The organism is Streptomyces sp. NPDC048290 (assembly GCF_040652095.1).
Lineage (GTDB): Bacteria > Actinomycetota > Actinomycetes > Streptomycetales > Streptomycetaceae > Streptomyces.
Window position 1 is genome coordinate 22,489 of the sequence record NZ_JBEZLM010000022.1, and the last position, 23,265, is coordinate 45,753.

Below are 23,265 nucleotides of genomic sequence, written 5' to 3' on the forward strand. Positions count from 1 at the left end.
TGCCCTCATGACCGACACGACTGCCCCCCGTACCTCCGGTGCCGTGGCCGCCGGGCTCGCCACCGTCGCCGCCGACGGCACCGTTCTCGACACCTGGTTCCCCGCCCCCGAACTGTCCGACGCGCCCGGACCGGCCGGTACCGAGCGGCTGGACGCCGACCGCACCCGCGCGCTGCTCGGTGAGCACGCCGTCGCCGCGCTCGCCAAGGACGGGGTGCGCGGCGTGGAGACCGTCGCGGTCCGTACGGTCATCTCCTCGCTGGACGACAAGCCGCTGGACACCCACGACGCCTATCTGCGGCTGCATCTGCTCTCGCACCGGCTGGTCCGGCCCAACGGGCAGAACCTGGACGGGATCTTCGGTCTGCTGCCCAATGTGGCCTGGACCTCCCTCGGCCCGGTCGCCGTGGACACCCTGGAGACCGTACGGCTCGCCGCCCGCGCACGGGGACTGCACGTCAGCGTGTTCGGCGTGGACAAGTTCCCCCGGATGACCGACTACGTGGCCCCCGCCGGGGTCCGGATCGCCGACGCCGACCGGGTACGGCTCGGCGCCCACCTGGCCGCCGGGACCACCGTGATGCACGAGGGCTTCGTCAACTTCAACGCGGGCACGCTCGGCACCTCCATGGTCGAGGGCCGGATCTCCCAGGGCGTGGTCGTCGGCGACGGCTCCGACATCGGCGGCGGCGCCTCCACCATGGGCACCCTGTCCGGCGGCGGCAAGGAGCGGGTCGCCATCGGCGAACGCTCCCTGGTCGGCGCGGAGGCCGGGATCGGTATCGCGCTCGGCGACGACTGCGTGGTCGAGGCCGGCCTCTACCTCACCGCCGGGACCCGGGTCACCCTGCCCGACGGACAGATCGTCAAGGCCCGGGAACTCTCCGGCGCCGACAACATCCTCTTCCGCCGCAACTCGGTCACCGGCACGGTCGAGGCGCGCCCCAACAACGCCGAGTGGGGCGGCCTGAACGACATCCTGCACAGCCACAACTGACGTCCGTGGCGCCCCCCCGTCACGCCGGTGTGCCGCTTCTTCGATCATGACGATCACTTAAAACGCCCACTGACCGTGACTTCGGCACCCGTTCGGCCGATAGACCGGAGGGCACGGTCACGTCGTGTCCGATCATCTGCCGACGCGGTCGTAGGACGAGGGGCTGAGCAATGACGAACAAGCGGACCAGGAACGCCGTACGGCTGCTGACCGGGACGGTCGCCGCCCTGGCGGTCGGCTGCTGGCTCCCGGCCGGTGCCGCCCACGCCGACGAGACCCACAGCGACTCCCACAACGGCCCCACGGTCGGTCTCGTCAACGTCCATGTCGGCCAGGTCGACGACCCGGCCGAGGATGTCCTCGAACACTTCCGGCTGTTCGGCGACGAGCACACCACGGAAGGGGCCGCGGCGGCCGAGACGGCCGCCGGGTAGCCCGCCGTCCCCGTCGTTCTCCCAGCGGCCCGGGGCCGTTCGTACCGCGGATACGCGGCACGGACGGCCCCGGGCCGCTCCGCGTGGGCCGAATCGTCCACCGCAGGCATAGCGGTGCACCGGCACACGCGTCAGCAGGGGTGAGGGGGCCGGACACCAGGGAACGCCGGACCCGGGGAAGAGAAGGTGACGATGGATGCCCAGGCGGAGGAGAGCTTCCGGCAGTTCGTGGCGGGCCGCTCGACCGCACTGCTGCGCTGCGCGGTGCTGCTCACCGGCGGAGACCGGCACGCCGCCGAGGATCTCCTCCAGAACGCCCTGATCAAGGCGGCCGGCCGCTGGCAGCGGATCGACGAACCCGAGGCGTACGTCCGGCAGATCCTCTACCGCCAGCAGATCAGCCGCTGGCGCCTGAAGTGGCCGCGCCGTGAACTGACCGTCGCCGAGCCACCGGACGAGCACGACACCCACGGCGACGACGCCGTCACCGCCGCCGAACTGCGGCTGCTCATCCGGGACGCGCTGGCCCGGCTCACCCCGCGCCAGCGGACCGTCCTGGTGCTGCGCTACTTCGAGGATCTGCCCGAGGCCGAGGTCGCCCGGGTCCTCGGCTGCTCGGTGGGCACCGTACGGTCCACCACCCATCGCTCCCTGGAGCGGCTGCGTGCCTACTCGCCCGAACTGGCCGCCCTCGCCGCCGACCGCCCGATCCTGGAGGTACGTCCGTGAACACCGAGGTACTGCTCCGCCAGGCGCTCGGCGAACAGGCCGCCGAACAGGGGCCCCTGGGGTCCGGTTTCGCCGACCGGGTGCTCGCCGTGCGGCGCCGCCGCCGGGCCCGCGCCCTCGCCGCCGGCGCCGCGGCCACCGTCGCCGCCGTGATCCTCGGGGTGGGGGTGCCCCTGCTGAACTCCGGTGAGCGGGACGTCCGGCCCTCCTCGCAGACCGTGCCGCGGGACGTGGAGGGCCACCCCGACCAGTCGCCGCCGCGCGAGCGCCTCTCCGCCGGACGGACCCTCCTCGCCGCCTACTACACCAGCGCGCTGAAGGAGCACGGCGACGGCACCGCCCACCGCGAACGCACCTACAGCCTGCTCGACCCCGACACCGGACGGTACGAGAAGGACGACCGCTGGTCGTTCGTCGCCGTCGCCCCCGGCGCCCGGACCGCGGCGGTCCTGGAACGGGAGCTGCCGGCCAACCGGATCGGGCTGCTCGACCTGGCGACCGGGCGCGTCGAGCGCTGGATCAAGGTCGACCGGGGTGTCGGCGGGCTCGCCTTCGCACCGGACGGGCAGCGGCTGGTCGCCACGGCCTACACCGATCATCCCGAGATGTACGAGGTGGAGCGAGCCCCCGCGTCCAGTTCGGCGAGCGAGGCGCCGTCGAGCCGGAGCGGCTTCTGCATCGTGGACCTCAGGGACGGCGCCGTGCGCTGGAGCGAGGTCGCCACCGGGCACACGCTGCCGGGGGCCCGCGCGGACTTCACCTTCGGCCGGGACGGCACCACCGTCTCGGGTCCGGTCTGGGGGGCTCCGGCGACCCTCCAGGCGTTCTACGACCTGGCCGGGCGCTCGATCGTCGCCTCGCCCGGCGAGCGGCATCTGAACGCGGACGTCGGTGCCAAGCAGTCCCCGGACGGGACGCTCGCCGCGGGCGGCCGGGTGGGCGGGGACATGGGGGAGTCGTACTCCGAGCTGCTCGACGCCCGCACCGGTGAGCGGGCCACCAAGGTGCGGGGCGCGGAACTGCTCGCCTGGGTGGACCAGCGCCGGCTCATCGCCTGGGAGTGGGACAAGGACGGGAGACGGCTGGTGCTGGTCACCGTCGGCAGTGACGAGGTCGTACGGCTCAGCGGGGCCGGTCAGCCGATGGGCAGGGACTTCGCGGAGGGGTGGCAGCCGGTGTTCACGACCTGGTGACCCCGCCGGTGGTCAGCCCACGCCGACCTGGGCCCGGGGGGCGTGCCGCGCCGCGCCCCCGCCATCTCCTCGTACACCGCCCGCAGCCGCTCCACGGTCTCCCGTCCCGCCGGACGCAGCGGCGCCCGCACCGGCCCGGCGGGCAGACCGAGGTCGGCCAGCAGCGCCTTCGCGGTGACCGTGCCCGGCAGCCCCGCCGCCATCATGGCCTCGATCAGACCGGCCGCCTCGCGCTGGAGGCGGCCCGCCTTCATGGTGACCCCGGCGTCGAACGCGTCCAGCACCGCCCGCAGATGCTCCGGGACCACATTCGCGACCGTGCTCACATAGCCCGCCCCGCCGACCGCGTACAGGGCGAGGATGTGCTCGTCGCAGCCCGCGTAGTACGCCAGTTCCGTGCGGGCCATCACCTTCTGGGCGGCGAGGAAGTCGTAGGAGCAGTCCTTGACGGCGACGATCCTCGGGTGTTCGGCCAGCCGCAGCAGGGTGTCGGGCTCGACGCGGGTGCCGGTGCGGCCCGGGATGTCGTACAGCATCACCGGCAGTCCGCAGCCGTCGGCGACCTCCCGGAAGTGCGCCTCGACCGCGTCCTGCGGGGGCCTGCTGTAGTACGGGGTCACCACCAGCACCCCGTCCGCGCCCGCCCGCTCCGCCGCCCGCGCCAGCTCCACCGAGTGCCGGGTGTCGTACGTGCCCACGCCCGCGATCAGCGTGGCGCGGTCGCCGACCGCCTCCCGTACCGCCCGCACCAGGTCCGCCTTCTCGGCGTCCGAGGTGGTCGGGGACTCGCCGGTGGTGCCGGACAGCACCAGTCCGTCGCAGCCCCGGGCGACCAAGTGGGCGGCGAGCCGCGCCGCCCCGTCCGGATCGAGCGCACCGGACGCGGTGAACGGCGTGACCATCGCGCACAGCGCACGGCCGAAGAGGCTGGGGGAGGAGAGGGCGAGGGAAGGAGCCGGATGCGTCATAGGGGTAGTGTCGGCCCGGTCATTGTGAAGCTCCACTTAAATCTGCTACGGGGTATTCGGGAGTAATTCTGAGAGATGGGGGTGAGGTGGGGGTCAGGTGAGGGCGGGATGGGCGCCGCTTGACCTGAAGTCCGGTTGAGGTCGGAGGGTGGGGACGTGTCCCTGTCCGGCCGCTCCAGGAGGTCCGAATGCCCCGTCGTGTCGACACCCACCCCGAACTGCCGCACCCCTCGGTCGGGGCGCCCACCTTCTCCACCTGGCGGCTCGGCACCCCCGAGCGGCAGCGGCTCGCGGTCGACGCCTTCGCCGCCGCCTGGGAGCGCAGGCCGTGGCCCGCGCGGGAACTGCGCTCCCACCACGTCTACCTCGGCCATGACGGCAGCACCCTGCTCCACCACGCCCAGTGGGCGAGCGCGGCGGCCTACGAGGGGTTCGCGAAGACCCGGCGCCAGGAGACCGTGGACGAGATCGACACCGCCGTGCCCGGGATCGAGCGGCTGCCGCTGCACCGCTACCGCCACTACCGCAGCCAGGCGCGGGCCGCCGGTGACGGCCGGGTGCCGGGGCTGGTCGTCACCGTCCGGATCGACTTCGAGCCCGGTGCCGCCGACCGCCGCACGGACTGGATCGACACCCTGCTCGCGGCGACCGGCGGGGACCCGGAGGGGCACCGGGGGCTGATCGCCGCGCACTTCCACCCGTCGGAGGACGGCACCCACGTCCTGAACTACGCCGAGTGGGAGGACGACGCCGCCTACGACGCGGTGATCGCGCGGGCGAAGGAGCGGGGGGCGGAGGACCGGGAGTGGGAGCGGGTGCGGACGTATCCGGGGGTCACCGGGTTCACGGGGGCGCGGTACCGGCATGTGCTGGGGCTGGTGGGGGACTAGGCCGCGACATACGGAACAGTCGGGGTTCCTGGACAAGAATAATGTTCGGTGGGAGTCTGGGGCCATGCTGGACGTCACCGTCATCGAGGACCCCGAGGCCGCCGCCGTCAGTCTGGACCCCGTACGGGCCCGGCTGCTGGCCGAACTGGCGGGCGGACCCGCGTCCGCCGCCATGCTGGCCGGACGGGTGGGACTGCCCCGGCAGAAGGTGAACTACCACCTCAAGGCGCTGGAGCGGCACGGTCTGGTCGAGCTGGCCGGGGAGCGCCGCAAGGGCAATGTGAACGAGCGGCTGATGCGGGCGACCGCCGCGTCGTACGTCATCTCGCCGCTGGCGCTGGCCGCTGTGCAGCCCGACCCGGACCGGTTCCGCGACCAGTTGTCCGCGCGCTGGATGCTGGCGCTCGGCGCCCGGCTGGTCCGGGACGTCGGCGCGCTGATCACCGGCGCCGCGCGGGCCCGGCAGCGGCTCGCGACCTTCGCGCTGGACGGACAGGTGCGGTTCGCCTCCGCCGCCGACCGGGCCGCGTTCGTGGAGGAGCTGGCGGCGGGGGTGAGCGCGCTGGTCCGCAAGTACGACGCGCCGGACGCGGAGGGAGGGCGGGACCATCGGATCGTGGTCGCGCTGCATCCGACGGTGAAGGAGCCGGGGCCGGAGCCGGCGCCGGAGCCGGGGGCGGGGGCCGGGGGTGCGTTGCCGTCGGGTGGGTCGTCGGTGGTGCCGTCGGCGGTGCCGGAGGAGTGAGGGTCCGCCAGGTCCGCCAGGTCCGCCAGATCCGTCAGATCCGTCAGGTGCGCCGCCGTCCAGGCCCCGGACTTCGGGGCCGTCCCGAGAACCATGATCAGGAGCACAGCGCCATGTCCGTCCCGTCTGTTCCGTCCGTCCCGTCCGTCCCGTCCGTCCCGTCCCGGGAATTCGAGATCGTGCAGGAGTTCGAGGTCGACGCGGAGCCCGCGCGGGTGTGGGCGGCCGTCACCACCGGCACCGGTGGATGGCTGTGGCCGACGGAGCCGCCCGAGCCGCGGGCCGGGGGCGTGGGCCCGTTCGGTTCCGAGGTGGTCGTCTGGGACCCGCCGCACCACTACACCAACCGGGCCGAGTACACCGCGCCGGACGCGCCCCAGCCCCTCAACCAGCTCGACTACACCATCGAGCCGCGCGACGAGGGCCGCCGCGCCTGGGTGCGCTATGTGCACAGCGGGATCTTCGCCGACGACTGGGACAACCAGTACGACGGCGCCGCCAAGCACACCGCCTTCTATCTGCACACCCTGCGCCAGTACCTGACCCGGTTCGCCGGGCGCCCGGTCACCGCGTTCACCGCGTTCGACGGGCCGGACGCGGCGGGGGCGCCCGATGCCCTCACGACCGTCGAGCGGGCCCTCGGCCTGGACGCCGGTGCCCCCGAGGGGACCCCGGTGCGGGCGGCGGGACCGGGAGGCGTGGCGCTCGACGCGGTGGTGGACTACCACGACCCCTACTTCCTGGGGCTGCGCACCGGCGACGCCCTGATCCGGGTCTTCGGCCGCCACCACTGGGGCCATGTGCTCGGCATCGCCGTCCACGACTTCGCCCCGGACGCCGACTCGACATCGCTCCAGGAAGCGTGGCAGGGCTGGCTGAACGGCGTGTTCAGCCAGCCCTGAGAACGGTGCGGTACGCCGGCCACGGCCGGTCATGACCTCACGGGCGGTAGCGCAGCACCTGCGGGTCGTGGTCGCTGATCTGGTCGTGGAACTCGGCGTTGATGTGCACGCTGTCGTACTCGAAGTGCCGGTGCCGGATCGACGGGCTGATCAGGATCTGGTCGAGGGTCTGGCTGTTGCCCTGGTAGACGTACGAGTAACGCTCGCTCTTCGGCAGGGACTTCACCGCCGACCACAGCTCGCCGTCGCCCTCCAGGATGTCGACCGTCTCGGAGAACTCGAAGTCGTTGATGTCGCCGAGCGCGATGACGTCCGCGCTGCGCTGCTTGGCCAGGATGTCCTTCACGAAGGCGTTGAGCACCGTGGCCTGCTGGTGGCGCTGGGTCTCCGAGCTGCGCACGGGGGGCTGGAACTGCGAGGTCAGCGCCTGGTCGCCGCCCTTGGAGTTGAAGTGGTTGGCGATCACGAAGACCGTCTCGCCCCGGAACACGAACTCGCCCGCCAGCGGCTTGCGGCTGCTGGTGAAGGCGGTGTTCGCCGGGTCGACCCGGCCCGGGGAGGCGGTCAGCGCCGCCTTGCCGCGCACCTTCGTCACACCGGTCGCGGTCGTCGCGTCGCCGCCCGCGCGGTCGGTGAAGGACACCCGCTCCGGGTTGAACAGGAACGCCTGGCGGATGTTGCCGCCCGGCTCGCCGCCGTCCGCGTTGTTCACCGGGTCGATCGAGCGCCACTGGTAGGCCGGGCCGCCCGCGGCGACGATCGCGTCGGTCAGCTTCTTCAGGGTCTGACCGGCGGTGACCGTACCGTTGTTGGTGGCGCCGTTGTCGTCCTGGATCTCCTCCAGGGACACGATGTCGGGCGACTGGAGGTGGTGCACGATCGCGGCGGCGTGCGCCTCGAAGGTCGTGTCGGACGGGTCCAGGTTCTCCACGTTGTACGTGGCGACCGCCAGTTCGTCGCGGCGCTGCTTGTCCGTCGTCTCCCGCTCGGTGCCGCCCTGCTCCAGGGCGCCGAGGCGGTGGGCGACCAGGGTGTAGCCGCCGAACTGGTTGTAGTCCAGCGGACCGGCCGTGGTGCCGGTGAGGGTGTCACCGACGTTCGCCTTCGGGAAGTCGGCGACCGCGCCCAGCGACTGGATCTGGAGCCGCCCGGTGTTCTGCGCGGTGTACGAGCCGTAGACCGTGCCGCCGCTCGCACCCCGGTTCTCCCGCGGCTTCACCGTGACCCACAGCTCGGTGTACGGGTCGGTGGCGCCCACCACCCGGGCGTCGGAGACCTGGACGTTCATGCCCTCCAGCGCCTCGTAGTAGTCCAGCGCGTACTTCTTCGGCTGGAGCGGCAGGGCGTTGACCGAGCCGTTCGCGGCCGGGTCGCCCGCCGGGGCGTAGCGGGACGGCACCGAGCGGCGGTCGATCACCGTCGCGGCGGGGACGGCGTTGCCGCTGGAGTCGACGGTGACCGTCGGGCGGGTGATCTCGGTCAGCGACTGGTTCCCGGAGGACGCGCCGCCGGGCACGTACTCGGTCACCGTGCCGGACACGGTCACCGCGTCGCCGACGGCGACCCTCGGGACGGAGGACGTGAAGACGAAGACGCCCTCGCTGGTGGCCGGGTCGGCGTCCGGGTTCGGGTCCTGTATCCAGAAACCTCTGGAGCCGTAGCCCCGTACCCCGGTGACGATTCCGGTCACACCGGTGACCTGCTGTCCGACGTACGGGGAGGTCCGGGTGGAGCCCTGGATGTCATGGATACGGACCGCGTCCGCGTGGGCGGGCGAGGTCAGCACGAGGGTCGACGCCGCCGAGCACACGGCGGCGACGGTGAGCGCGGCGAGACGCGCGGAAGACTTGCTCGGCAAGGGGTTCCTCCGAGGAACGGGTTCCGGATGTGCGGTTCGGGATCTGGTGTTCGGTGCTGCTGCGTGTGTGGGGGAGGCGTAGGGCTGTGTCGGGCGCTGTGGGGGAGGACGGTGCCGGGTGTGCCGCGGGTGTGCCGGTGGGGCGGTGTGCCGGGTGGCCTGATGGCCTCGGCGGCTTCGTCTACGCGCGTCAATCTCCAGCCTGCCCAGGTAAGTTGTCAAGGTTTCCGCTGTGGACGTGAGACGTCGGAGAGATGAACCGGGCGGCATGGGTGGATATCCGTCTAGGCTGAGCGGCGTAACCGAGTGTCGTGCCGGAGCGACGTGACGTGTTCATGAGGCCAGCGGGCCCCATGGCCGGGTCCGTGCGGTGTACGGCCTTCCAGGCGCCCTAGGAGTACCCCCCGATGTCAGACAGCTCCTCCCTGCCCCCGCTGCGGCCGACTCCGGAGGCGGAGCTGGCGCGCGACGCGCTGTCCACGCCGCTGCTCTCCCGGGCCGTCCGGCTCGCCCGCTGGGCCGGGCCCGGCACCCGGGTGGACGCCGGGGGCGAACTGGTGGACGACCAGCTGCCCGCCGCCGCCGAGGCGCTCGGGCTGACCGGCGACGACGCGGCGGCGCTGGCGAGCGAGGCGTGGCGGGTCGCCGTGGACACGGGGCTGGTCGAGATCGTGGACGAGGGAGAAGAAGGGGAAGCAGGGGGCGAGGCGGAGGGGAGCGTTGTCGCCGGGGAGGAGCTGGCGCTGCTCACCGGGGGGTCGCCGCAGGATGTGCTCGCGGTGTGGCTGGCCGCGCTGGAGACGGTCCTCGCCGACGCGAGCGTGCCCGACCTGGACGATCTGGTCGAGTCCCTCGACGCGGACGGCACCCTCGACCTCTCCCGGCTCGACTGGGACCCCGAGGCGGAGGCCGACTTCCTCGACGGTGTCCTCGGCAACCTCTATCTCCTGTCGGTGAGCGAGGAGGGCCCCGGCGACGACCCTGTCCCGCTGCCCGCGCTGGCCGCGTCGGTCATCGTCCCCGGCGACATGGACGAGCCCACCAACGATGTGCTGGAGCAGGTGTCCGACGCGATGATGCGGCTGGACGACCAGTTCCGGCTGCTGGAGCCGATCGGGCTGGTGGCGTACCGGCCGGTGGACGAGGCGCTGATGGCGGAGGAGGAGCCGGGCGCGGGTGCCGGGGCGGACGGTGCCGACGGTGTGGACGACACCGATGTGGCCCGGTACGGCATGGTCCGGCTGACCCCGCTCGGCCGCTACGGGCTGCGGGCCCGGCTGCTGGAGAGCGGTGTCGAGGCGCCCGCCGTCGGGGACCTCGCCGACAAGGGCGCCGACGCGCTGCTCGACGGGACCGCCGGGTTCGGGCCGCGGGCCGCCCGCGCGGAGACCGAGCAGTGGCTCGACCGGCGTGATCCGCTGCCCGCCGCGCGGGAGCTGCTGGCCGCGGCGCGCGGCGCGGACGCCGGGGCGCCGTTGCGGCGGCTGCGCTGCCAGCAGGCGCTGTCCCTGGTCGGCGTCCGGGCCGAACCGGCGCTGCGGGAGGTCCTGGACGACCCGGAGCTGGGTGGACTCGCCCGGGTGTGGCTGACCGAGCAGGGCGCGAGCGATGTGCCGCCGCCGTCCGAGGCCATGATCTTCTGGCTGACCGTCGACACGGTCGCCGCGCAGCTCGCCGCCGAGGGGAACTCGGAGGAGCTGCGGGAGCTGGTGGCGGGGCTCGCCGCCCAGCACCACGGGTTCTTCGACGCGGCCTGGCGGGTGGACCACCCGGCTACGGCGGATGTGCTGGAGGCGATGGGGCGGCTCCACCCGGACAAGAAGATCGCGAAGGAGGCCCGGAAGGCGGCGTTCAAGGCGCGCTCGCAGAACGGGAGTTGAGAGAGCGGGGGAGGGGGAGGAAGGGGAGGAAGGGGAAGGAGGGGGGAAGAAGGGGGAGGGGAGGAGGGGGCGGGTTCGGAGCTCCCCGCTCCCCCTCGTGCATCCATCCGATGCCCGAAAGGCATTTGCGCCCTGTTCCCCTGTGCTCAATGGGCGTTCAGGCTTGGGCGGAACATCGGCGCCGGTTCACGATCACCGTCCTCCACGGACGATCACCGTCCACCACGGCACGAACACCGTCCTCCACGGCACGAACACCGTCCACCACGGCACGAACACCGTCCTCCACGGCACGATCACCCCCTCAACGACACGCCCACCGTTCTCAGGAGACAGCATGTCGCTCACCCGCAGGGACTTTGCCAGGAACTCCGCGATCACCGGCGCCGGGGTGGCGCTGGCGGGCAGCGTAGGCGCCCTCGCCTCCGCCCCCCACGCGCTCGCCACCGCCGGGACCGACACCGCCGACGGCCGTGACGGTGACGGGCACCACGACGATGACGCCGACGGACGGCACGCCGAGGTCGGCTACGGCCCCCTGCTGCCCGACCCGGAGGGCCTGCTCGCGCTGCCCGCCGGGTTCTCGTACGAGATCGTCACCTACAGCGGGCGTACGAAGCTGGAGTCGGGCGAGTTCACCCCGTCCCACCATGACGGCACCGCCGCGTTCGACGGGCCGCGCGGTGCGACCCTGCTGGTCAACAACCATGAGATAGGCGGCCCCCGGACCCGCGCCGCGTACCCCGTGCCGCTCACCGAGGGCCTGGTCTACGACCCCGCCGCGGCCGGTGGCTGTACGGTCGTCGAGGTCCGCCGCGGCAAGGTCGCCGAGTGGGTCGGGATCGCCGGCACCGCCACCAACTGCGCCGGTGGCACCACCCCCTGGGGCACCTGGCTGACCTGCGAGGAGACCGAGGACAAGGCCGGGTCCAACGGGATGACCAAGGACCACGGCTATGTCTTCGAGGTCGACCCCGAGGACCGCCGGGCCAACCGGGACCCCCAGCCCGTGAAGGCGCTCGGCCGGTACGCCCACGAGGCCGTCGTCATCGACCCCAGGCGCGGTCACGCCTATCTCACCGAGGACGCGTCCAACCCCAACGGCCTGCTGTTCCGCTGGACCCCGCCGGAGGGGTTCCGGCACGGCCGCGGCAAGCTGCGCACCCTCGCCGCCGACGCCGGCCGGTTCCAGGCGGCCAAGTGCTTCGACTCCGGCGGCGGTCTCGTGGACGACCTCTCCCGCGCCACCCGGATCGGCACGGTGTACGGCGTCGACTGGGTGGACGTCCCCGACCGGGACGCCCGTACCGTCTCCGTGCGCAAGCAGTTCACCGCCGGTCAGGTCACCCGCTGCCGCAAGCTGGAGGGCATGTGGTGGGGCGACGGCGGGGCGTACATCGTCTCCTCGTACGCGGGCTCCGAGAGCCCCGGCCAGGCGCACGACGGACAGGTCTGGTTCTACGAGCCCAAGCGCCGCACGCTCACCCTGAAGGTCCTTTTCGGGGTCAACTCCGACCCGTCCGCCGAGGGCGCCTACGACGGCCCCGACAACATCACCGTCTCCCCGTACGGCGGTCTGATCATCGCCGAGGACGGCGACGGCATCCAGCACCTGTTCGGCGCGACCGACCGGGGGCGGACGTACCCCATCGCCCGCAACGAGCTGAACCTGGGGACGGCGGAGGACCCGGACTACAGCGAGTTCAGCGGGGTGACCTTCTCGCCCGACGGGAAGACGCTGTACGCCAACATCATGACGCCGGGGATCATGCTGGCGATCACGGGGCCGTGGAAGCGGCAGCGGCGCGGTGCGTGACGTGAGGTGAGGTGACGTAGGCCGGGGCCCGCCGTTTCGGGGAGTGCGGAGGCGGTGGGTGCCGGGCCCTTCTCTCGCGTGCCTGGCTCTTCTCTCGCGTGCCCGGCCCTTCCCTCGCCGCTGACTGACATCTAACATTTCAGTCCATGAAGGCTCTACGCCCCGTCGGGCGGACCCTGCTCAGGGACCAGGCATGTGCGGCCATCCGGGACGCCATCGTCGCCGGGGAGATCGCGCCCGGCACGGTGGTGCGCGACGCCGATCTCGCGCAGCGGCTGGGACTGTCCCGGGCGCCGGTGCGTGAGGCGTTCTCCCGGCTGGTGGACGAGGGGCTGCTGGAGAGCAAGCCGCAGAGCTACACCCGGGTGACCCCGGTCGTCGCCGCCGAGGTCCGGGACGCGGCGGCGGTGGTCGGCGCGATGCACGAACTGGCCACCCGCACCGCCGTACCCCGGCTGCTCCCCGCGGACCTGGAGCGGATGCGCGCGGCGAACGACCGCTTCGCCGCCGCGGTGGCCGCCGGTGACGTGGACACCGCGCTGCGCGCGGACGACGCACTGCACGACGTCCTGGTGCGCGTGAGCGGCAACCGGGCCGCCGCGGCGACCGTCGCCCGCTACACCCCGCTGATCCGCCGGCTGGAACGCCACCGCTTCGGCGAGGGCGGCAACTGCCGCTCCGCGGACCTGCACACCCGGCTGATCGCGGCGTGCGCGGCCGGGGACCCGGAGGCCGCGGTCCGGATCACGGCGGACATCTGGCACTCGCTGGCGGACCTGGCCGACCTCGACGGACCCGACCCCGGACCCCGCCCTGAATCCCGCCCTGGAGAAGGAGACCCCGTATGACGAGTACGACGACGACAACACCGTCCCTCGCCTCCTACGAGCGCTACCCCCTGCTCTTCGGCCCGTCGCCGGTGCATCCGCTGGAGCGGCTGACCGCCCGTCTCGGCGGGGCGGCGCTGTGGGCGAAACGGGAGGACTGCAACTCCGGTATCGCGTACGGCGGGAACAAGACCCGCAAACTGGAGTACCTGGTCGCGGACGCGCTCGCGCGGGGCTGCGACACGCTGGTGTCGATCGGCGGGGTGCAGTCGAACCACACCCGGCAGGTCGCGGCGGTCGCCGCGCGCGCCGGGCTCAAGTGCGTCCTGGTGCAGGAGAGCTGGGTGGACTGGCCGGACGCGGTGTACGACAAGGTCGGCAACATCTTGCTCAGCAGGCTGGCCGGGGCGGATGTGCGGCTGGTGCGGGCCGGGTTCGGGATCGGGTTCAAGGAGAGCTGGGAGCAGGCGCTGCGGGAGGTCGAGGAGTCGGGCGGACGGCCGTACGCGATCCCGGCGGGCGCCTCCGACCACCGGCTCGGCGGACTGGGCTTCGCCCGCTGGGCGTCCGAGGTCGCCGCGCAGGAACGGGAGCTGGGCGTCTTCTTCGACACGGTGGTGGTGTGCTCGGTGACCGGGTCCACCCAGGCCGGGATGATCGCCGGGTTCCGGGCGCTGGAGGAGGCCGGGGGGCGCGAGCGCCGGGTGCTCGGCATCGACGCGTCGGCGGACCCCGGGCGGACGCGGACCCAGATCGCCCGCATCGCCGACGCCACGGGCGGCCTGATCGGCGTACGGCGCCCGGTGACGGTCGCGGACGTGGAACTCGACGAGCGCTACCACGGCGGCACGTACGGCATCCCCGACGAGCGGACCCTCGCGGCGATGCGGCTCGCGGCCCGCACGGAGGGCATGATCACCGACCCGGTGTACGAGGGGAAGTCGATGGCGGGGATGGTCGATCTGGTGGAGCGGGGGGAGATCGGGGCGGAGGCGACGGTGCTGTACGCGCACCTGGGCGGGCAGCCCGCGCTGAACGCGTACAGCGCGCTGTTCTAGCGGGCGTCGGGGGTGCGGGGGGCTGGGTAGAGTCGGGGGCGGGCCCGCCGACGGGGCCCTGTTCCCGAGGAGTGCTGGATGGCGCAGGTCAGGCCCATGCGGGCGGACGCCCGGCGCAACCATGAACGGCTGCTGAAGGTGGCCGCCGAGGTCTTCGCCGAGCAGGGCGAGCAGGCGTCGCTGGACGAGATCGCCAAGCGCGCGGGCGTCGGTTCCGGCACGCTCTACCGTCACTTCCCGACCCGTCAGGCCCTGCTGGAGGCGGCGTACGTGGGCCGGATGGAGGCGCTGGCGGCGCGGGCGGACGTGTACGCCGCCGAACTCCCGCCGGGGGAGGCGCTGCTGGCCTGGCTGGGCGAGATCGGCCTCGGCATCATCCGGGTCGGCGGCCTGCGCGCGCTCCTCGGCTCGGCGGTGACGGACGGCGACACCTACGCGGCGACGGTCTGCGCGAGCACGCTCAACGGGGCGGCGGAGCGGTTGGTGCGGGCGGCGCGGGCGGAGGGGACGCTGCGGCCGGATGTCGAGCCGGTGGAGATCCTGCGGTTGGCGCACGGCCTGGCGACGGCGTCGGAACTGGCGGATGGGGAGGGGCGGCACATGGGGCGGTATCTGCGGTTGCTGATGGAGGGGTTGGGGAGTCGGTAGGGGGCTCCGTCTGTGGAGCCGGGCTGGTGGCTCCCGTGCCTCGTGGTCGTGCAGCGGGGGTTGCGGGGCAGAAGTGCGGGCTCCGTGTGTGAAGTCGGGCCGATGGCGTGCGTGCCTCGTGCGCGGGGCGCGGAGGGGCGCAGGGGCGGGGGTAGAAGTGCGGGCTTCGTCCGCGGCGTCGGGCCGGTGGCGTGTGTGCCTTGTGCGCGGGGTTGCGGGGGGCGCAGGGGCGGCGATCAGAAGTACGGGTTCCATCCGCCGAGCCGGGCCAGGAGCTTGCGGGCCTCGTGTTCGTCGAGCTTGAGGGCGGTGGCGACCTGCGCGACGGGGGTGTCCTGGCGTACGCCACGGGCAGCCCAGTAGCCGAGGTCCTCGGCGGCGATCTCCATATGGCGGACCGCGCGGACGGCGGCGAGCGGGGAGGAGCGCGCGAGTCGCTCGATCTCCTCGGTGAGGCGGCTCAGCAGCGCGGTGACCGTCTCCGGGACGGGGATGGCGGACGCCTCCAGGTCGGCGACATGGGTGTCCCAGTCCGCTTCGCAGCGGCCCGCCAGGCCCACGGCGGCGGTCGGACGCTCCCGGCTGCCGACGCCGTCCTCGTCGATCGGGTACTCCGTGCCGGTCCAGCCGCAGGAGCAGACACCGCGGAGGGCTGCCGCCGTGGGGACGCCCGCGCGGTGGCCGTCGTAGACGCTCCAGTGGGAGGACGACTCGATGGTGGGGCCGGAGCCGATGTCGAAGTAGACCGGCTCGGGGACGGTGCCGTCGGCGAGCAGCACGCCGACGACGCCCTCGTGGGAGGTGCCGAACTCCGAGGTGGTCCATGCGTCCCGGTGGTCTGCCATGGTCGTCCCTTCGCGTCGCGGTGGGCGGTCCGGGGTCGACGATGCCGGACGGGGGTGGGGGGTGGTGGGGGTTTTCTCCAACGGGGCGGGGTGTACGTGTGTTTGGGGGTGGTCCTTCAGCGGACTGCGTCGGGGTCGTGGCGGTGTTCGACGCCCTCTGGGCGGAAGGGGGCGTCTTGCCATGTCGGCGACTGACGGAGCGCCTCGGTGCCGGTGTGCACCAGTCGACGGTCACGCCGGTCATCCCTGGGAGAGGCGAAGGTGGTGCGGCATCAGCAGCGCGGCAACGGCGGTCAGCCCTGGGAGAGGCGAAGGTGGTGCAGCATCAGCAGCGCGGCAACGGCGTTCGCGGATCGGACCTCGCCCCGCGCGATCAGCTCGGGCACCGTGGCCAGCGGCACCCAATCGCGGCGAGCGGACTCGAACGCGTCTTCAGGGACGGTCCGCATCTGCTTGGCACGGTCGGACCAGTAGACGCGGTGGTGAGACGTCGAGATACCCGGCATCGGGTCGACAGCCAGCAGCAGCCGCATCGGCCCCGGCCGCCAGCCGGTCTCCTCCTCGAACTCCCTGGCAGCCGCAGCCGCCGGGTCCTCGCCCGCGCCGGTCCCGCCCGACGGCAGCTCCCAGCCCCAGGCGTCCGTGATGAAGCGGTGGCGCCACAGGAGCAGCACCTCGTTCGCCTCGTTGACGACGGTGGCCACGGCGACCGGGCGCAGCCGGATGACGGTGTGATCCAGGTGCCGACCGTCCGGCAGTTCCACGTCCGCCATGGCGACCTGGACCCAGCGGTTCTCGTACACCGTGTGCTCGCCGTGCGTCTGCCACACAGACACGCTCGCTGCCTCTCGTCGGGTGGCGCAATCCCAGCACACCGCCAGTGGCGGGGTGGTCCCATGCCCGTCTATGTGCACGGCCTGATCCCGCGCTGGTCCCCGCGCGAGCGGGGGTTCTGTCGGTGATCGTGGCCCCTTCCGCCTCCGCTTAGGTTCTAGCGGTCATCGCAACACCCGACCTTCGGGGACGCGATGACCTTCGAGATCCGCAAGATCCGCACAGCTCAGGGACGGAAGAAGCTCGACCGTGAGCGGGCGGAATACTTCCGGCTCATGGATCAAGGCGTGAGCAGCCGGGAGGCGTGCCGGATCGTCGGCATCAACCGGCGTACCGGCAAGCGCTGGCGCAACGGCACCAACGCAACGAAGAAGAGACCCGCTCAGCCTGCACACAGAGTGCGGGCTGAGCGGGTCTTTTCCGCGTCTCGGCATCTGACGCTGGAGGAGCGTCTCTACATCGCCGACCAGGTGTGGGCGAAGGCGCCCGTGCGGAGGATCGCCGCGGACCTGGGCCGCAGCCCATCGACGATCAGCCGCGAGATACGCCGCAACCGCCACCCCACCAACGGCCAGTACCGGCCCCATGCCGCCGAGGCCCGCGCCGAGTCGCGTCGGCCCCGCCCCAAGGCCGGGAAGATTGCCCAGAACCCGGAGCTGCGGGACTACATACAGGAGCGTCTGGGCAAGCGCTGGAGTCCAGAAAAGATCGTCCAGCACCTGCACCGGGACTTTCCCGACCGGCCGGAGATGCACGTGGTCCACGAGACGATCTACCAGGCCCTCTACGTCCAGGGCCGGGGCGAACTGCGCCGGGACCTGGTGAAGGCCCTCCGCACCGGCCGGGCCCGCCGCAAGCCCCGCCGCCAGGCCCAGCAATGTCAGCCCCGCTTCCGCGACCCGATGGTCATGATCAGTGACCGACCTGCCGAAGCGGAAGGCCGGGCAGTGCCCGGCCACTGGGAGGGCGACCTGACCATCGGCAAGGACGGAGCCTCCGCCATCGGCACGCTCGTCGAACGCTCCACCCGCTACGTGATGCTCCTCCACCTGCCAGGCGGCCGTGGCACCGAACTGGTCCGCGACGCCCTGGTGGATGCCGTGACGGCTCTGCCGGCCCGTCTCACGCGATCCCTGACCTGGGACCAGGGCAGCGACATGGGAAGGCATCACGAGTTCACCATCGCCACGGACGTCCCCGTCTACTTCTGCGACCCGGCCAGCCCCTGGCAGCGCGGCTCGAACGAGAACACGAACGGCCTGCTCCGGCAGTACTTCCCCAAGGGCACCGACCTGTCCGTCCACACCCGCGAACACCTGAACGCCGTCGCTGCCGAACTGAACAGCAGGCCCCGCAAGACGCTCGGCTGGGAAACGCCCGCCGAGCGTCTGTCTACACTGCTCAAGGTCCGATAGAGCCGGTCGTCGCCTTTCCGTCGACACACGGCAGAACCGCAGCAGGGGGAGCGGTGAAGATACCTGCGGAGTTGGTCGGCACCCGTGTCACACGCACGGCCTTCGACCACCAGGTCCGGATCAGCTTCACCGATCACGCCCCAGACGGCCGCATCCGCGTCGATGGTGAGCTCGTCATCGAGACACCGTTCACCCTCACAGACGCCAAGGGCCACCAGTCCCCTCTGACGCCAGCCACCGGACCGTCCTTGGCGCCGCTACTCGGCCTGTTCGCCAAGTTCGTCACCGAAGCCGAGGTCACCGGGCAAGGCGCCCTGTCCCTCGGCTTCGATGACGGCACTCGGCTCAGCGTCGAACCAGACCCCGACTACGAGTCGTGGAACCTCACCGGCTCAGGCATCGATCCCGTCCTGGTAGGCCCAGGCGGCGAAACCGACTGGCAACACTGATCACCGCCGCAACCGACACCGTTGCGGCACTCAACCCGTGTTGCGACGACCGCTGGAATCCGCCCCGGGCGGACGGGGGCGTTTCGTCACCCTCTGATCGCGGTGAGAGCCTGCTCGGCGTCCGCCAGGCTGTCCAATACGACGTCTGCGCCGAGGTCGGACAGTTCGGCCGCTGAAGTCCTGCCCGTGGCGACGGCCACAACCCGCACACCCGCTTCCAGTCCACCGGTGACATCGGCCGGGGTGTCGCCGAGGAACACCGCATCGGCTGGGGCTACAGCCGCCCGAGTCAAGGCAGCCCGCAGCAACTCGAAACGGTCCTCGCCATCCTCGGCATAGGCCCCCTCAGCCAGATCGAGGTAGGTGTCCAGCCCGAACGTGGCCACCTTCACCTCCGCTGCGGCACGGACGTTGCCGGTGACGACGGACTGCCGCACACCCTGGCGGTGCAGGCGCGCGAGCAGCGCCGCCGCGCCGGGCAGTGCGTGGCCTCGCTCACGAAGCTCAGCGGCTCGCCGGACATGGGCTTGCCCCAGCGCCACGGCGAACCGATCGAACAGGTCGCCGTCGTAAGGGAGCTCGTGGAGTTTCGCCGTCTCCCGCAAGATCGCCCGCTCGGTAGATCCGGTCACGGCCGCCTGTTCCCGAAGCGCCACCCCCGTCACCTTTTCGAATGCATCGGCCCACAGCTCACGGCCGAGCCCCCTCGTCGCCATCAGCGTGTGATCGATGTCCCACAGGACCAGTTCGGGCACCGGCGCCTCCTCTCTCCATGAACCCCGCGCCCCCGCGCACCGGGCACCCTACGCTCAGGACCAGACACGAGGAGTGCGGATGGTTGCGGCAGATCTCCCCATCGGGGACAGGATCAGGCACTACCGGGGAGAGCGCCGCCAGGACGCCGTGGCCGGACTGGTCGGCATCGCGCCGGACTACCTCTCACAGATCGAGCGCGGCCTCAAGATTCCCTCCCTCCAGATCTTGTACGCCCTCGCCCAGGAGTTGGGCGTGCCCGCCGCCGCACTGCTCTCCGAACAGGCACCGGCTGAGCCCGATTCCCCTGCCACGGGCGAGGCTGCGGTGGGCCGTGCACTCCTCGGCTATGGCCCGGCCGCCAGTGCCGAGCCCGTACGGTCGGACGTGCTGAGGGACCGTGTGGAGGCCGCGTGGCGAAGTTGGCAGACCGACGGAGACCGCTTCACCAAGGCAGCTGAGATCCTGCCCGCCCTCGTAGCCGACGCCGAGCACGCCGCACGAACGAGCAGGGCAGGCACGGACGCCGCAGAGCGACGGGCGGTGCTCCGGGCGGCAGCCGACCTCTACTGTCTCCTCAGGTCGTACCTCCGCCGTACCGGCCGCGTCGATCTCGCCACCCTCGCCGCCGACCGGGCGATGCGTGCCGCCGAGGGGGCCGACGATCCACTCCGTATCGCCGCCGCACAGTGGAACTTGGGGCATGTGCTGCTTGCGGCTGGGCAGCCCGCCGAGGCGGAGGAGTTGGCGCTGCGATCCGCCGAGAAGCTGGCCGGGGAGCCGGTCGCCGAGGCGGACCGGACCGCGATGGGCGGTGCGCTCCAGCTGGTTGCCGTGGTGGGCGCCGCGCGACGCCGCCAGTGGGGGCCGGCCCGGCAGCGGCTGCGGGAGCACGCGGCACCTGCGGCCCGCCGGGTCGGAGACGACAGCAACCTGCTCTGGACCGTCTTCGGCCCGACGAACGTGGCGCTGCACGCGGTGTCCATCGACATGGAGGCAGGCGACACCACAGAGGCCCTCCACACCGCCGACGCGATCGACACCGGCGCGCTGCCCTCGATGGAAAGGGAGTTCACCTTCGGCCTGGAGGTCGCCGCCTGCCACAGTCAGCGCCGCGACGATGCCGGGGCACTGCTGTCCCTGCTCGGCCTGGAGCGGATCGCGCCGGAGGACTTGGCGCGGACTCCCCTCGCGCAGCATGTGCTCCTCACGGTGATCCGCCGGGCCAGGGCGAGGCAGGCGCGGGATGCGGAGGATCTCGCACGACGGATCGGCCTCGTCTAGACGAGCCCGTGGTTCATCCGAGCTGACAGCTCGGGTCGCTCCCTCGCCGCGCCCATACGGTCCTCATGTGAGACGGATCACCGTGATCGTGGAGGCGTAGCCATGCCGTCAACCGAGACGACCATCCCGCCCGAGGCGCTGGAACTGCTCGCGCTCCCGCTGCTGGAATCCCTGACGCCCGACCAGGCGCGCGGCGCGGTCTGCGTCTGGGGCGCGACGGAGAACCCGCTCACCGCCGAGACCGCGATCGACCTCGGCGAGCAGCACGACGGGGACCGCCACTGGTTCCCCCGAGCCTGCCGCCAGCACACGGGGAAGCACGCCTACCGGGCCCTCCAGGACCACGCCCCCCAGTGCGACAACTGCATCCGCGACGCAGTCAGCTGCACGACCGGCGCGGCACTCCGCTACCTCATGCACGGATGGCGGCCGTGAGCCGCCGCTGCGGGACATCCGAGCCGCCGGTCACCCTCGGCCTGCCCCTGCCCCCGGTCGAACCGCCCGCCGACTGCGAGGAGTGTGCGCAACGGGCCATCGAGCGGGCCGAGGCGAAGCACGTCGGTGATCTGGCCCGCGCGATCGACATGACGGTCCTGATCAAACGCCACCACCCGCAGGGGCCGGCATGAGCGGCACCGCCTGGGAGGGGCGAAGCGGCAGCGCGGGTGCCGTCCGCTCGCAGCGCATCGGGGCGGACATCCAGTACACCGCCGCCCAGCGCGCCTACCTCGCCTACGGCGATCACCTGCGGGACTGCCCCGTCTGCGCCGTGGACGGCGAGGTGTGCGTCACGGCCGGGGACCTCTGGGAGGCGTACCGGGCGGCCGAGGAACCGACGGTCGCCCCTTGAGCCACCGCCCGCCCCTCAGGTCGGCGAGGGGCGGGCGGTACATGTCGCCGATGCGTCCCCCCGGAGGGGGCGGGGCTCAAGCGGCGTGGGGTCAGTAGCAGTGGGGCGCTGCCAGTCACCCGACCCGCGCGAACGGCTACAGTGCCGCGCCCGCGGGCTTCACCATCTGGCGGACCGTGCGGCCCTTCACGAACTCGCCGATCGCCGTCATCTCCCACTCCCCGGAGTACTGCCGGATCAGTTTCGCCATCATCACGCCCGTCTGCGGCTCGGCGTTGGTGAGGTCGAAGCGGGCCAGTTCCTCGCCGGAGGCCGCGTCGATCAGACGGCAGTACGCCTTCGCGACCTCGGTGAACTTCTGGCCGGAGAAGGAGTTGACCGTGAAGACCAGCCCCGAGACCTCCTGCGGGAGCCGTCCCAGGTCGACGGTGATCACCTCGTCGTCCCCGCCGCCCTCACCCGTGAGGTTGTCCCCGGAGTGCTGGACCGAGCCGCCCAGGATCTGGAGCTTGCCGAAGTAGCAACTGTCGAGATGATTGCGCTGCGGGCCGAACGCGATGACCGACGCGTCCAGGTCGATGTCCTTGCCCCGGTACGCGGGCTCCCAGCCCAGCCCCATCTTGACCCGGGACAGCAGCGGACGGCCGCCCTTGACGAGGGACACCGTCTGGTTCTTCTGGAGGCTGACCCGGCCCTTGTCCAGGTTGATCTTCCCGCTGCCCGGCGCGGCGGCGGGCGGCGCGGCCGGAGCGGGAGGCGCGGGCGGAGCCGCGGGCGCGGGCGGCGCGGCCAGCCGCGGATCCACCGGCATCGACGGAACCGTCGGCATCGTCGGCGCGGGCGGAGCCACCGGCTGGGCGGCGGGAGCCGCCGGCTCCTCCACCGTCACCCCGAAGTCCGTGGCGATCCCGGCCAGGCCGTCGGCGTACCCCTGACCGACCGCACGGGCCTTCCAGGTGCCGTTGCGCCGGTAGATCTCCACGATCACCAGCGCCGTCTCCGCGCCGAGCTGCGGCGGCGTGAACGTGGCCAGCACACCGCTGTCGTCCGCGTTGCGGATCGTGGCCGTGGGCTCGATGCCCTGGAAGGACTGCCCGGCCGCGTCGGGACTGGCGGTGACCACGATCTTCTCGATGCCCGGCGGGACCGCAGCCGTGTCCACCATGATCGCGTCGGGGGCCGCACCGCCGCCCGAGCGATAGGTCACTCCCGGTCCCTGGGGCTGGTTGTAGAAGATGAAGTCGTCGTCGGAGCGCACCTTGCCGTCGGCGGTGAGCAGCAGGCCCGATACGTCGAGCCGCACCGGTGCGGAGACGTCCACCGTCACACGCGCGGCGGTCAGAGGGATGTTCGAGCCAGGGGTCATAGCTGTCATGCCCGATGAACGAGCGAACACGTTTTACCGTTCCCTTACCAGGCCACCGATCGGGTCACCTTCGACCGACCGGCCCATCAAATGATCGGTTCACCGCCGATTGAGCGAATGATCAGGTGTTGTTCGTTCGTTCACTCGCCGATGGTTCTCCCTCCTCTGATCGCCCCCGAACTCAGTCGTCCAGGCTCCCCAGCGTCAGATTCACCGTCGTGCCCGTCAGCGTCAGATTCACCGTCGTGCCCGTCAGCGCGCTCGCCCCGGTCCGACGCCAGGAACACCGCCGCCCCGGCCGGCTCGTCCAGCGTCCGCAGCCGTCGCGCGGGTCCGGGCCGCCGGCCGCTCCTGGCACTCCGCCCAGCTCAGACCCGTCGCCTCGGCCCGTGGCTCGTACGCCTCCCTGATCGTCGGGGTCTCCGGGACCGCCTGCGGGCGCGGCCCGACCACCCGGATGCCGTACGGGGCCGGCTCGGCGGACAGATCACGGGTGAGCGCCTCCTCCGCCGCCATGGCGGGGC

The 23,265-nt window shown here is 72.2% G+C and carries 26 protein-coding genes; 18 read left to right on the forward strand and 8 right to left on the reverse strand.

What is annotated here, in order from left to right; genetic code table 11:
* Nucleotides 1-7: 7 nt before the first annotated feature.
* From dapD to AB0D49_RS30855, 4 genes are all read left to right on the forward strand, one after another.
* Nucleotides 8-997 carry a 2,3,4,5-tetrahydropyridine-2,6-dicarboxylate N-succinyltransferase gene (gene dapD, locus AB0D49_RS30840; protein ID WP_362763626.1) on the forward strand — a complete coding sequence of 330 codons (990 nt, stop codon included), beginning with the start codon at nt 8-10 and terminating at the stop codon, nt 995-997.
* A gap of 170 nt (nt 998-1,167) precedes the next feature.
* On the forward strand, nt 1,168-1,431 hold the full coding sequence (locus AB0D49_RS30845; protein ID WP_362763629.1) for a hypothetical protein: 264 nt from the start codon (nt 1,168-1,170) through the stop codon (nt 1,429-1,431).
* A gap of 192 nt (nt 1,432-1,623) precedes the next feature.
* Nucleotides 1,624-2,160 carry a SigE family RNA polymerase sigma factor gene (locus tag AB0D49_RS30850; protein WP_362763632.1) on the forward strand — a complete coding sequence of 179 codons (537 nt, stop codon included), beginning with the start codon at nt 1,624-1,626 and terminating at the stop codon, nt 2,158-2,160.
* Nucleotides 2,157-3,353: a WD40 repeat domain-containing protein gene (locus AB0D49_RS30855; protein WP_362763635.1), complete on the forward strand. Its 1,197-nt coding sequence runs from the start codon at nt 2,157-2,159 to the stop codon at nt 3,351-3,353. The genes AB0D49_RS30850 and AB0D49_RS30855 overlap by 4 nt, the downstream gene beginning before the upstream one ends.
* Here AB0D49_RS30855 and dapA read toward each other — a convergent pair.
* On the reverse strand, nt 3,296-4,321 hold the full coding sequence (gene dapA / locus AB0D49_RS30860) for a 4-hydroxy-tetrahydrodipicolinate synthase (RefSeq protein ID WP_362763637.1): 1,026 nt from the start codon (nt 4,319-4,321) through the stop codon (nt 3,296-3,298). The genes AB0D49_RS30855 and dapA overlap by 58 nt on opposite strands.
* Nucleotides 4,322-4,509: 188 nt before the next feature.
* Between dapA and AB0D49_RS30865 the strand changes: the two genes are divergently transcribed.
* The 3 genes from AB0D49_RS30865 to AB0D49_RS30875 all read left to right on the forward strand — a co-directional run bounded on the left by AB0D49_RS30865 (nt 4,510) and on the right by AB0D49_RS30875 (nt 6,858).
* Entirely contained in the window at nt 4,510-5,211 is a 702-nt protein-coding gene (locus AB0D49_RS30865) for an antibiotic biosynthesis monooxygenase (RefSeq protein WP_362763640.1), read from the forward strand.
* A 64-nt stretch (nt 5,212-5,275) separates the two neighbouring features.
* Complete coding sequence (locus tag AB0D49_RS30870; RefSeq protein ID WP_362763643.1) at nt 5,276-5,956, forward strand: helix-turn-helix domain-containing protein; 681 nt, start codon at nt 5,276-5,278, stop codon at nt 5,954-5,956.
* A gap of 113 nt (nt 5,957-6,069) precedes the next feature.
* Nucleotides 6,070-6,858, forward strand: a complete 789-nt coding sequence (locus AB0D49_RS30875; protein ID WP_362763646.1) for an SRPBCC domain-containing protein — start codon at nt 6,070-6,072, stop codon at nt 6,856-6,858.
* 37 nt (nt 6,859-6,895) lie between these two features.
* On the opposite strand, the gene AB0D49_RS30880 is transcribed toward AB0D49_RS30875, so the two are convergent.
* Complete coding sequence (locus AB0D49_RS30880) at nt 6,896-8,716, reverse strand: endonuclease/exonuclease/phosphatase family protein (RefSeq protein WP_362763649.1); 1,821 nt, start codon at nt 8,714-8,716, stop codon at nt 6,896-6,898.
* A 407-nt stretch (nt 8,717-9,123) separates the two neighbouring features.
* Between AB0D49_RS30880 and AB0D49_RS30885 the strand changes: the two genes are divergently transcribed.
* The gene (locus tag AB0D49_RS30885) at nt 9,124-10,596 is read left to right on the forward strand and encodes a hypothetical protein (RefSeq protein ID WP_362763652.1); all 1,473 of its coding nucleotides are present in this window, start codon (nt 9,124-9,126) and stop codon (nt 10,594-10,596) included.
* A 192-nt stretch (nt 10,597-10,788) separates the two neighbouring features.
* Here the strand turns inward: AB0D49_RS30885 and AB0D49_RS30890 are convergent, their stop codons facing one another.
* Complete coding sequence (locus AB0D49_RS30890; RefSeq protein WP_362763655.1) at nt 10,789-10,944, reverse strand: hypothetical protein; 156 nt, start codon at nt 10,942-10,944, stop codon at nt 10,789-10,791.
* Between AB0D49_RS30890 and AB0D49_RS30895 the strand changes: the two genes are divergently transcribed.
* The 4 genes from AB0D49_RS30895 (at nt 10,934) to AB0D49_RS30910 (ending at nt 14,945) form a co-directional block, all read left to right on the forward strand.
* Entirely contained in the window at nt 10,934-12,412 is a 1,479-nt protein-coding gene (locus AB0D49_RS30895; RefSeq protein WP_362763658.1) for an alkaline phosphatase PhoX, read from the forward strand. The genes AB0D49_RS30890 and AB0D49_RS30895 overlap by 11 nt on opposite strands.
* Nucleotides 12,413-12,558: 146 nt before the next feature.
* Nucleotides 12,559-13,260 carry a GntR family transcriptional regulator gene (locus AB0D49_RS30900; RefSeq protein ID WP_362763661.1) on the forward strand — a complete coding sequence of 234 codons (702 nt, stop codon included), beginning with the start codon at nt 12,559-12,561 and terminating at the stop codon, nt 13,258-13,260.
* On the forward strand, nt 13,257-14,297 hold the full coding sequence (locus AB0D49_RS30905; RefSeq protein ID WP_362763664.1) for a 1-aminocyclopropane-1-carboxylate deaminase: 1,041 nt from the start codon (nt 13,257-13,259) through the stop codon (nt 14,295-14,297). Before AB0D49_RS30900 ends, AB0D49_RS30905 begins: the two co-directional genes overlap by 4 nt.
* Nucleotides 14,298-14,375: 78 nt before the next feature.
* A complete protein-coding gene (locus tag AB0D49_RS30910) occupies nt 14,376-14,945 on the forward strand; it encodes a helix-turn-helix domain-containing protein (protein WP_362763667.1) in 570 nt (189 codons plus the stop codon).
* 236 nt (nt 14,946-15,181) lie between these two features.
* Here the strand turns inward: AB0D49_RS30910 and AB0D49_RS30915 are convergent, their stop codons facing one another.
* Nucleotides 15,182-15,790, reverse strand: a complete 609-nt coding sequence (locus AB0D49_RS30915; protein ID WP_362763670.1) for a hypothetical protein — start codon at nt 15,788-15,790, stop codon at nt 15,182-15,184.
* 293 nt (nt 15,791-16,083) lie between these two features.
* Entirely contained in the window at nt 16,084-16,626 is a 543-nt protein-coding gene (locus AB0D49_RS30920; protein WP_362763673.1) for an NUDIX domain-containing protein, read from the reverse strand.
* A 192-nt stretch (nt 16,627-16,818) separates the two neighbouring features.
* Here AB0D49_RS30920 and AB0D49_RS30925 point away from each other — a divergent pair, with 192 nt between their 5' ends.
* A complete protein-coding gene (locus AB0D49_RS30925; RefSeq protein WP_362763676.1) occupies nt 16,819-18,039 on the forward strand; it encodes an IS30 family transposase in 1,221 nt (406 codons plus the stop codon).
* Between the two features lie 53 nt (nt 18,040-18,092).
* Nucleotides 18,093-18,488, forward strand: coding sequence for a DUF6188 family protein (locus AB0D49_RS30930; protein WP_362763679.1), 396 nt, complete (start codon nt 18,093-18,095; stop codon nt 18,486-18,488).
* A gap of 86 nt (nt 18,489-18,574) precedes the next feature.
* Here AB0D49_RS30930 and AB0D49_RS30935 read toward each other — a convergent pair whose 3' ends face one another.
* Nucleotides 18,575-19,243 carry an HAD hydrolase-like protein gene (locus AB0D49_RS30935; RefSeq protein ID WP_362763682.1) on the reverse strand — a complete coding sequence of 223 codons (669 nt, stop codon included), beginning with the start codon at nt 19,241-19,243 and terminating at the stop codon, nt 18,575-18,577.
* Between the two features lie 79 nt (nt 19,244-19,322).
* On the opposite strand from AB0D49_RS30935, the gene AB0D49_RS30940 reads away from it, so the two are divergent.
* From AB0D49_RS30940 to AB0D49_RS30955, 4 genes are all read left to right on the forward strand, one after another.
* A complete protein-coding gene (locus AB0D49_RS30940; RefSeq protein ID WP_362763685.1) occupies nt 19,323-20,525 on the forward strand; it encodes a helix-turn-helix transcriptional regulator in 1,203 nt (400 codons plus the stop codon).
* A 102-nt stretch (nt 20,526-20,627) separates the two neighbouring features.
* Nucleotides 20,628-20,960 (forward strand): hypothetical protein, encoded by a 333-nt coding sequence (locus AB0D49_RS30945; protein ID WP_362763688.1) that lies wholly within the window; start codon nt 20,628-20,630, stop codon nt 20,958-20,960.
* Nucleotides 20,948-21,154 carry a hypothetical protein gene (locus tag AB0D49_RS30950; RefSeq protein WP_362763691.1) on the forward strand — a complete coding sequence of 69 codons (207 nt, stop codon included), beginning with the start codon at nt 20,948-20,950 and terminating at the stop codon, nt 21,152-21,154. Before AB0D49_RS30945 ends, AB0D49_RS30950 begins: the two co-directional genes overlap by 13 nt.
* Complete coding sequence (locus AB0D49_RS30955) at nt 21,151-21,375, forward strand: hypothetical protein (protein ID WP_362763693.1); 225 nt, start codon at nt 21,151-21,153, stop codon at nt 21,373-21,375. Before AB0D49_RS30950 ends, AB0D49_RS30955 begins: the two co-directional genes overlap by 4 nt.
* Nucleotides 21,376-21,511: 136 nt before the next feature.
* Here AB0D49_RS30955 and AB0D49_RS30960 read toward each other — a convergent pair whose 3' ends face one another.
* Both AB0D49_RS30960 and AB0D49_RS30965 read right to left on the reverse strand, forming a co-directional pair.
* On the reverse strand, nt 21,512-22,741 hold the full coding sequence (locus AB0D49_RS30960) for a TerD family protein (protein WP_362763696.1): 1,230 nt from the start codon (nt 22,739-22,741) through the stop codon (nt 21,512-21,514).
* A 252-nt stretch (nt 22,742-22,993) separates the two neighbouring features.
* Nucleotides 22,994-23,257 carry a hypothetical protein gene (locus AB0D49_RS30965; protein WP_362763698.1) on the reverse strand — a complete coding sequence of 88 codons (264 nt, stop codon included), beginning with the start codon at nt 23,255-23,257 and terminating at the stop codon, nt 22,994-22,996.
* Between the last annotated feature and the right edge of the window lie 8 nt (nt 23,258-23,265).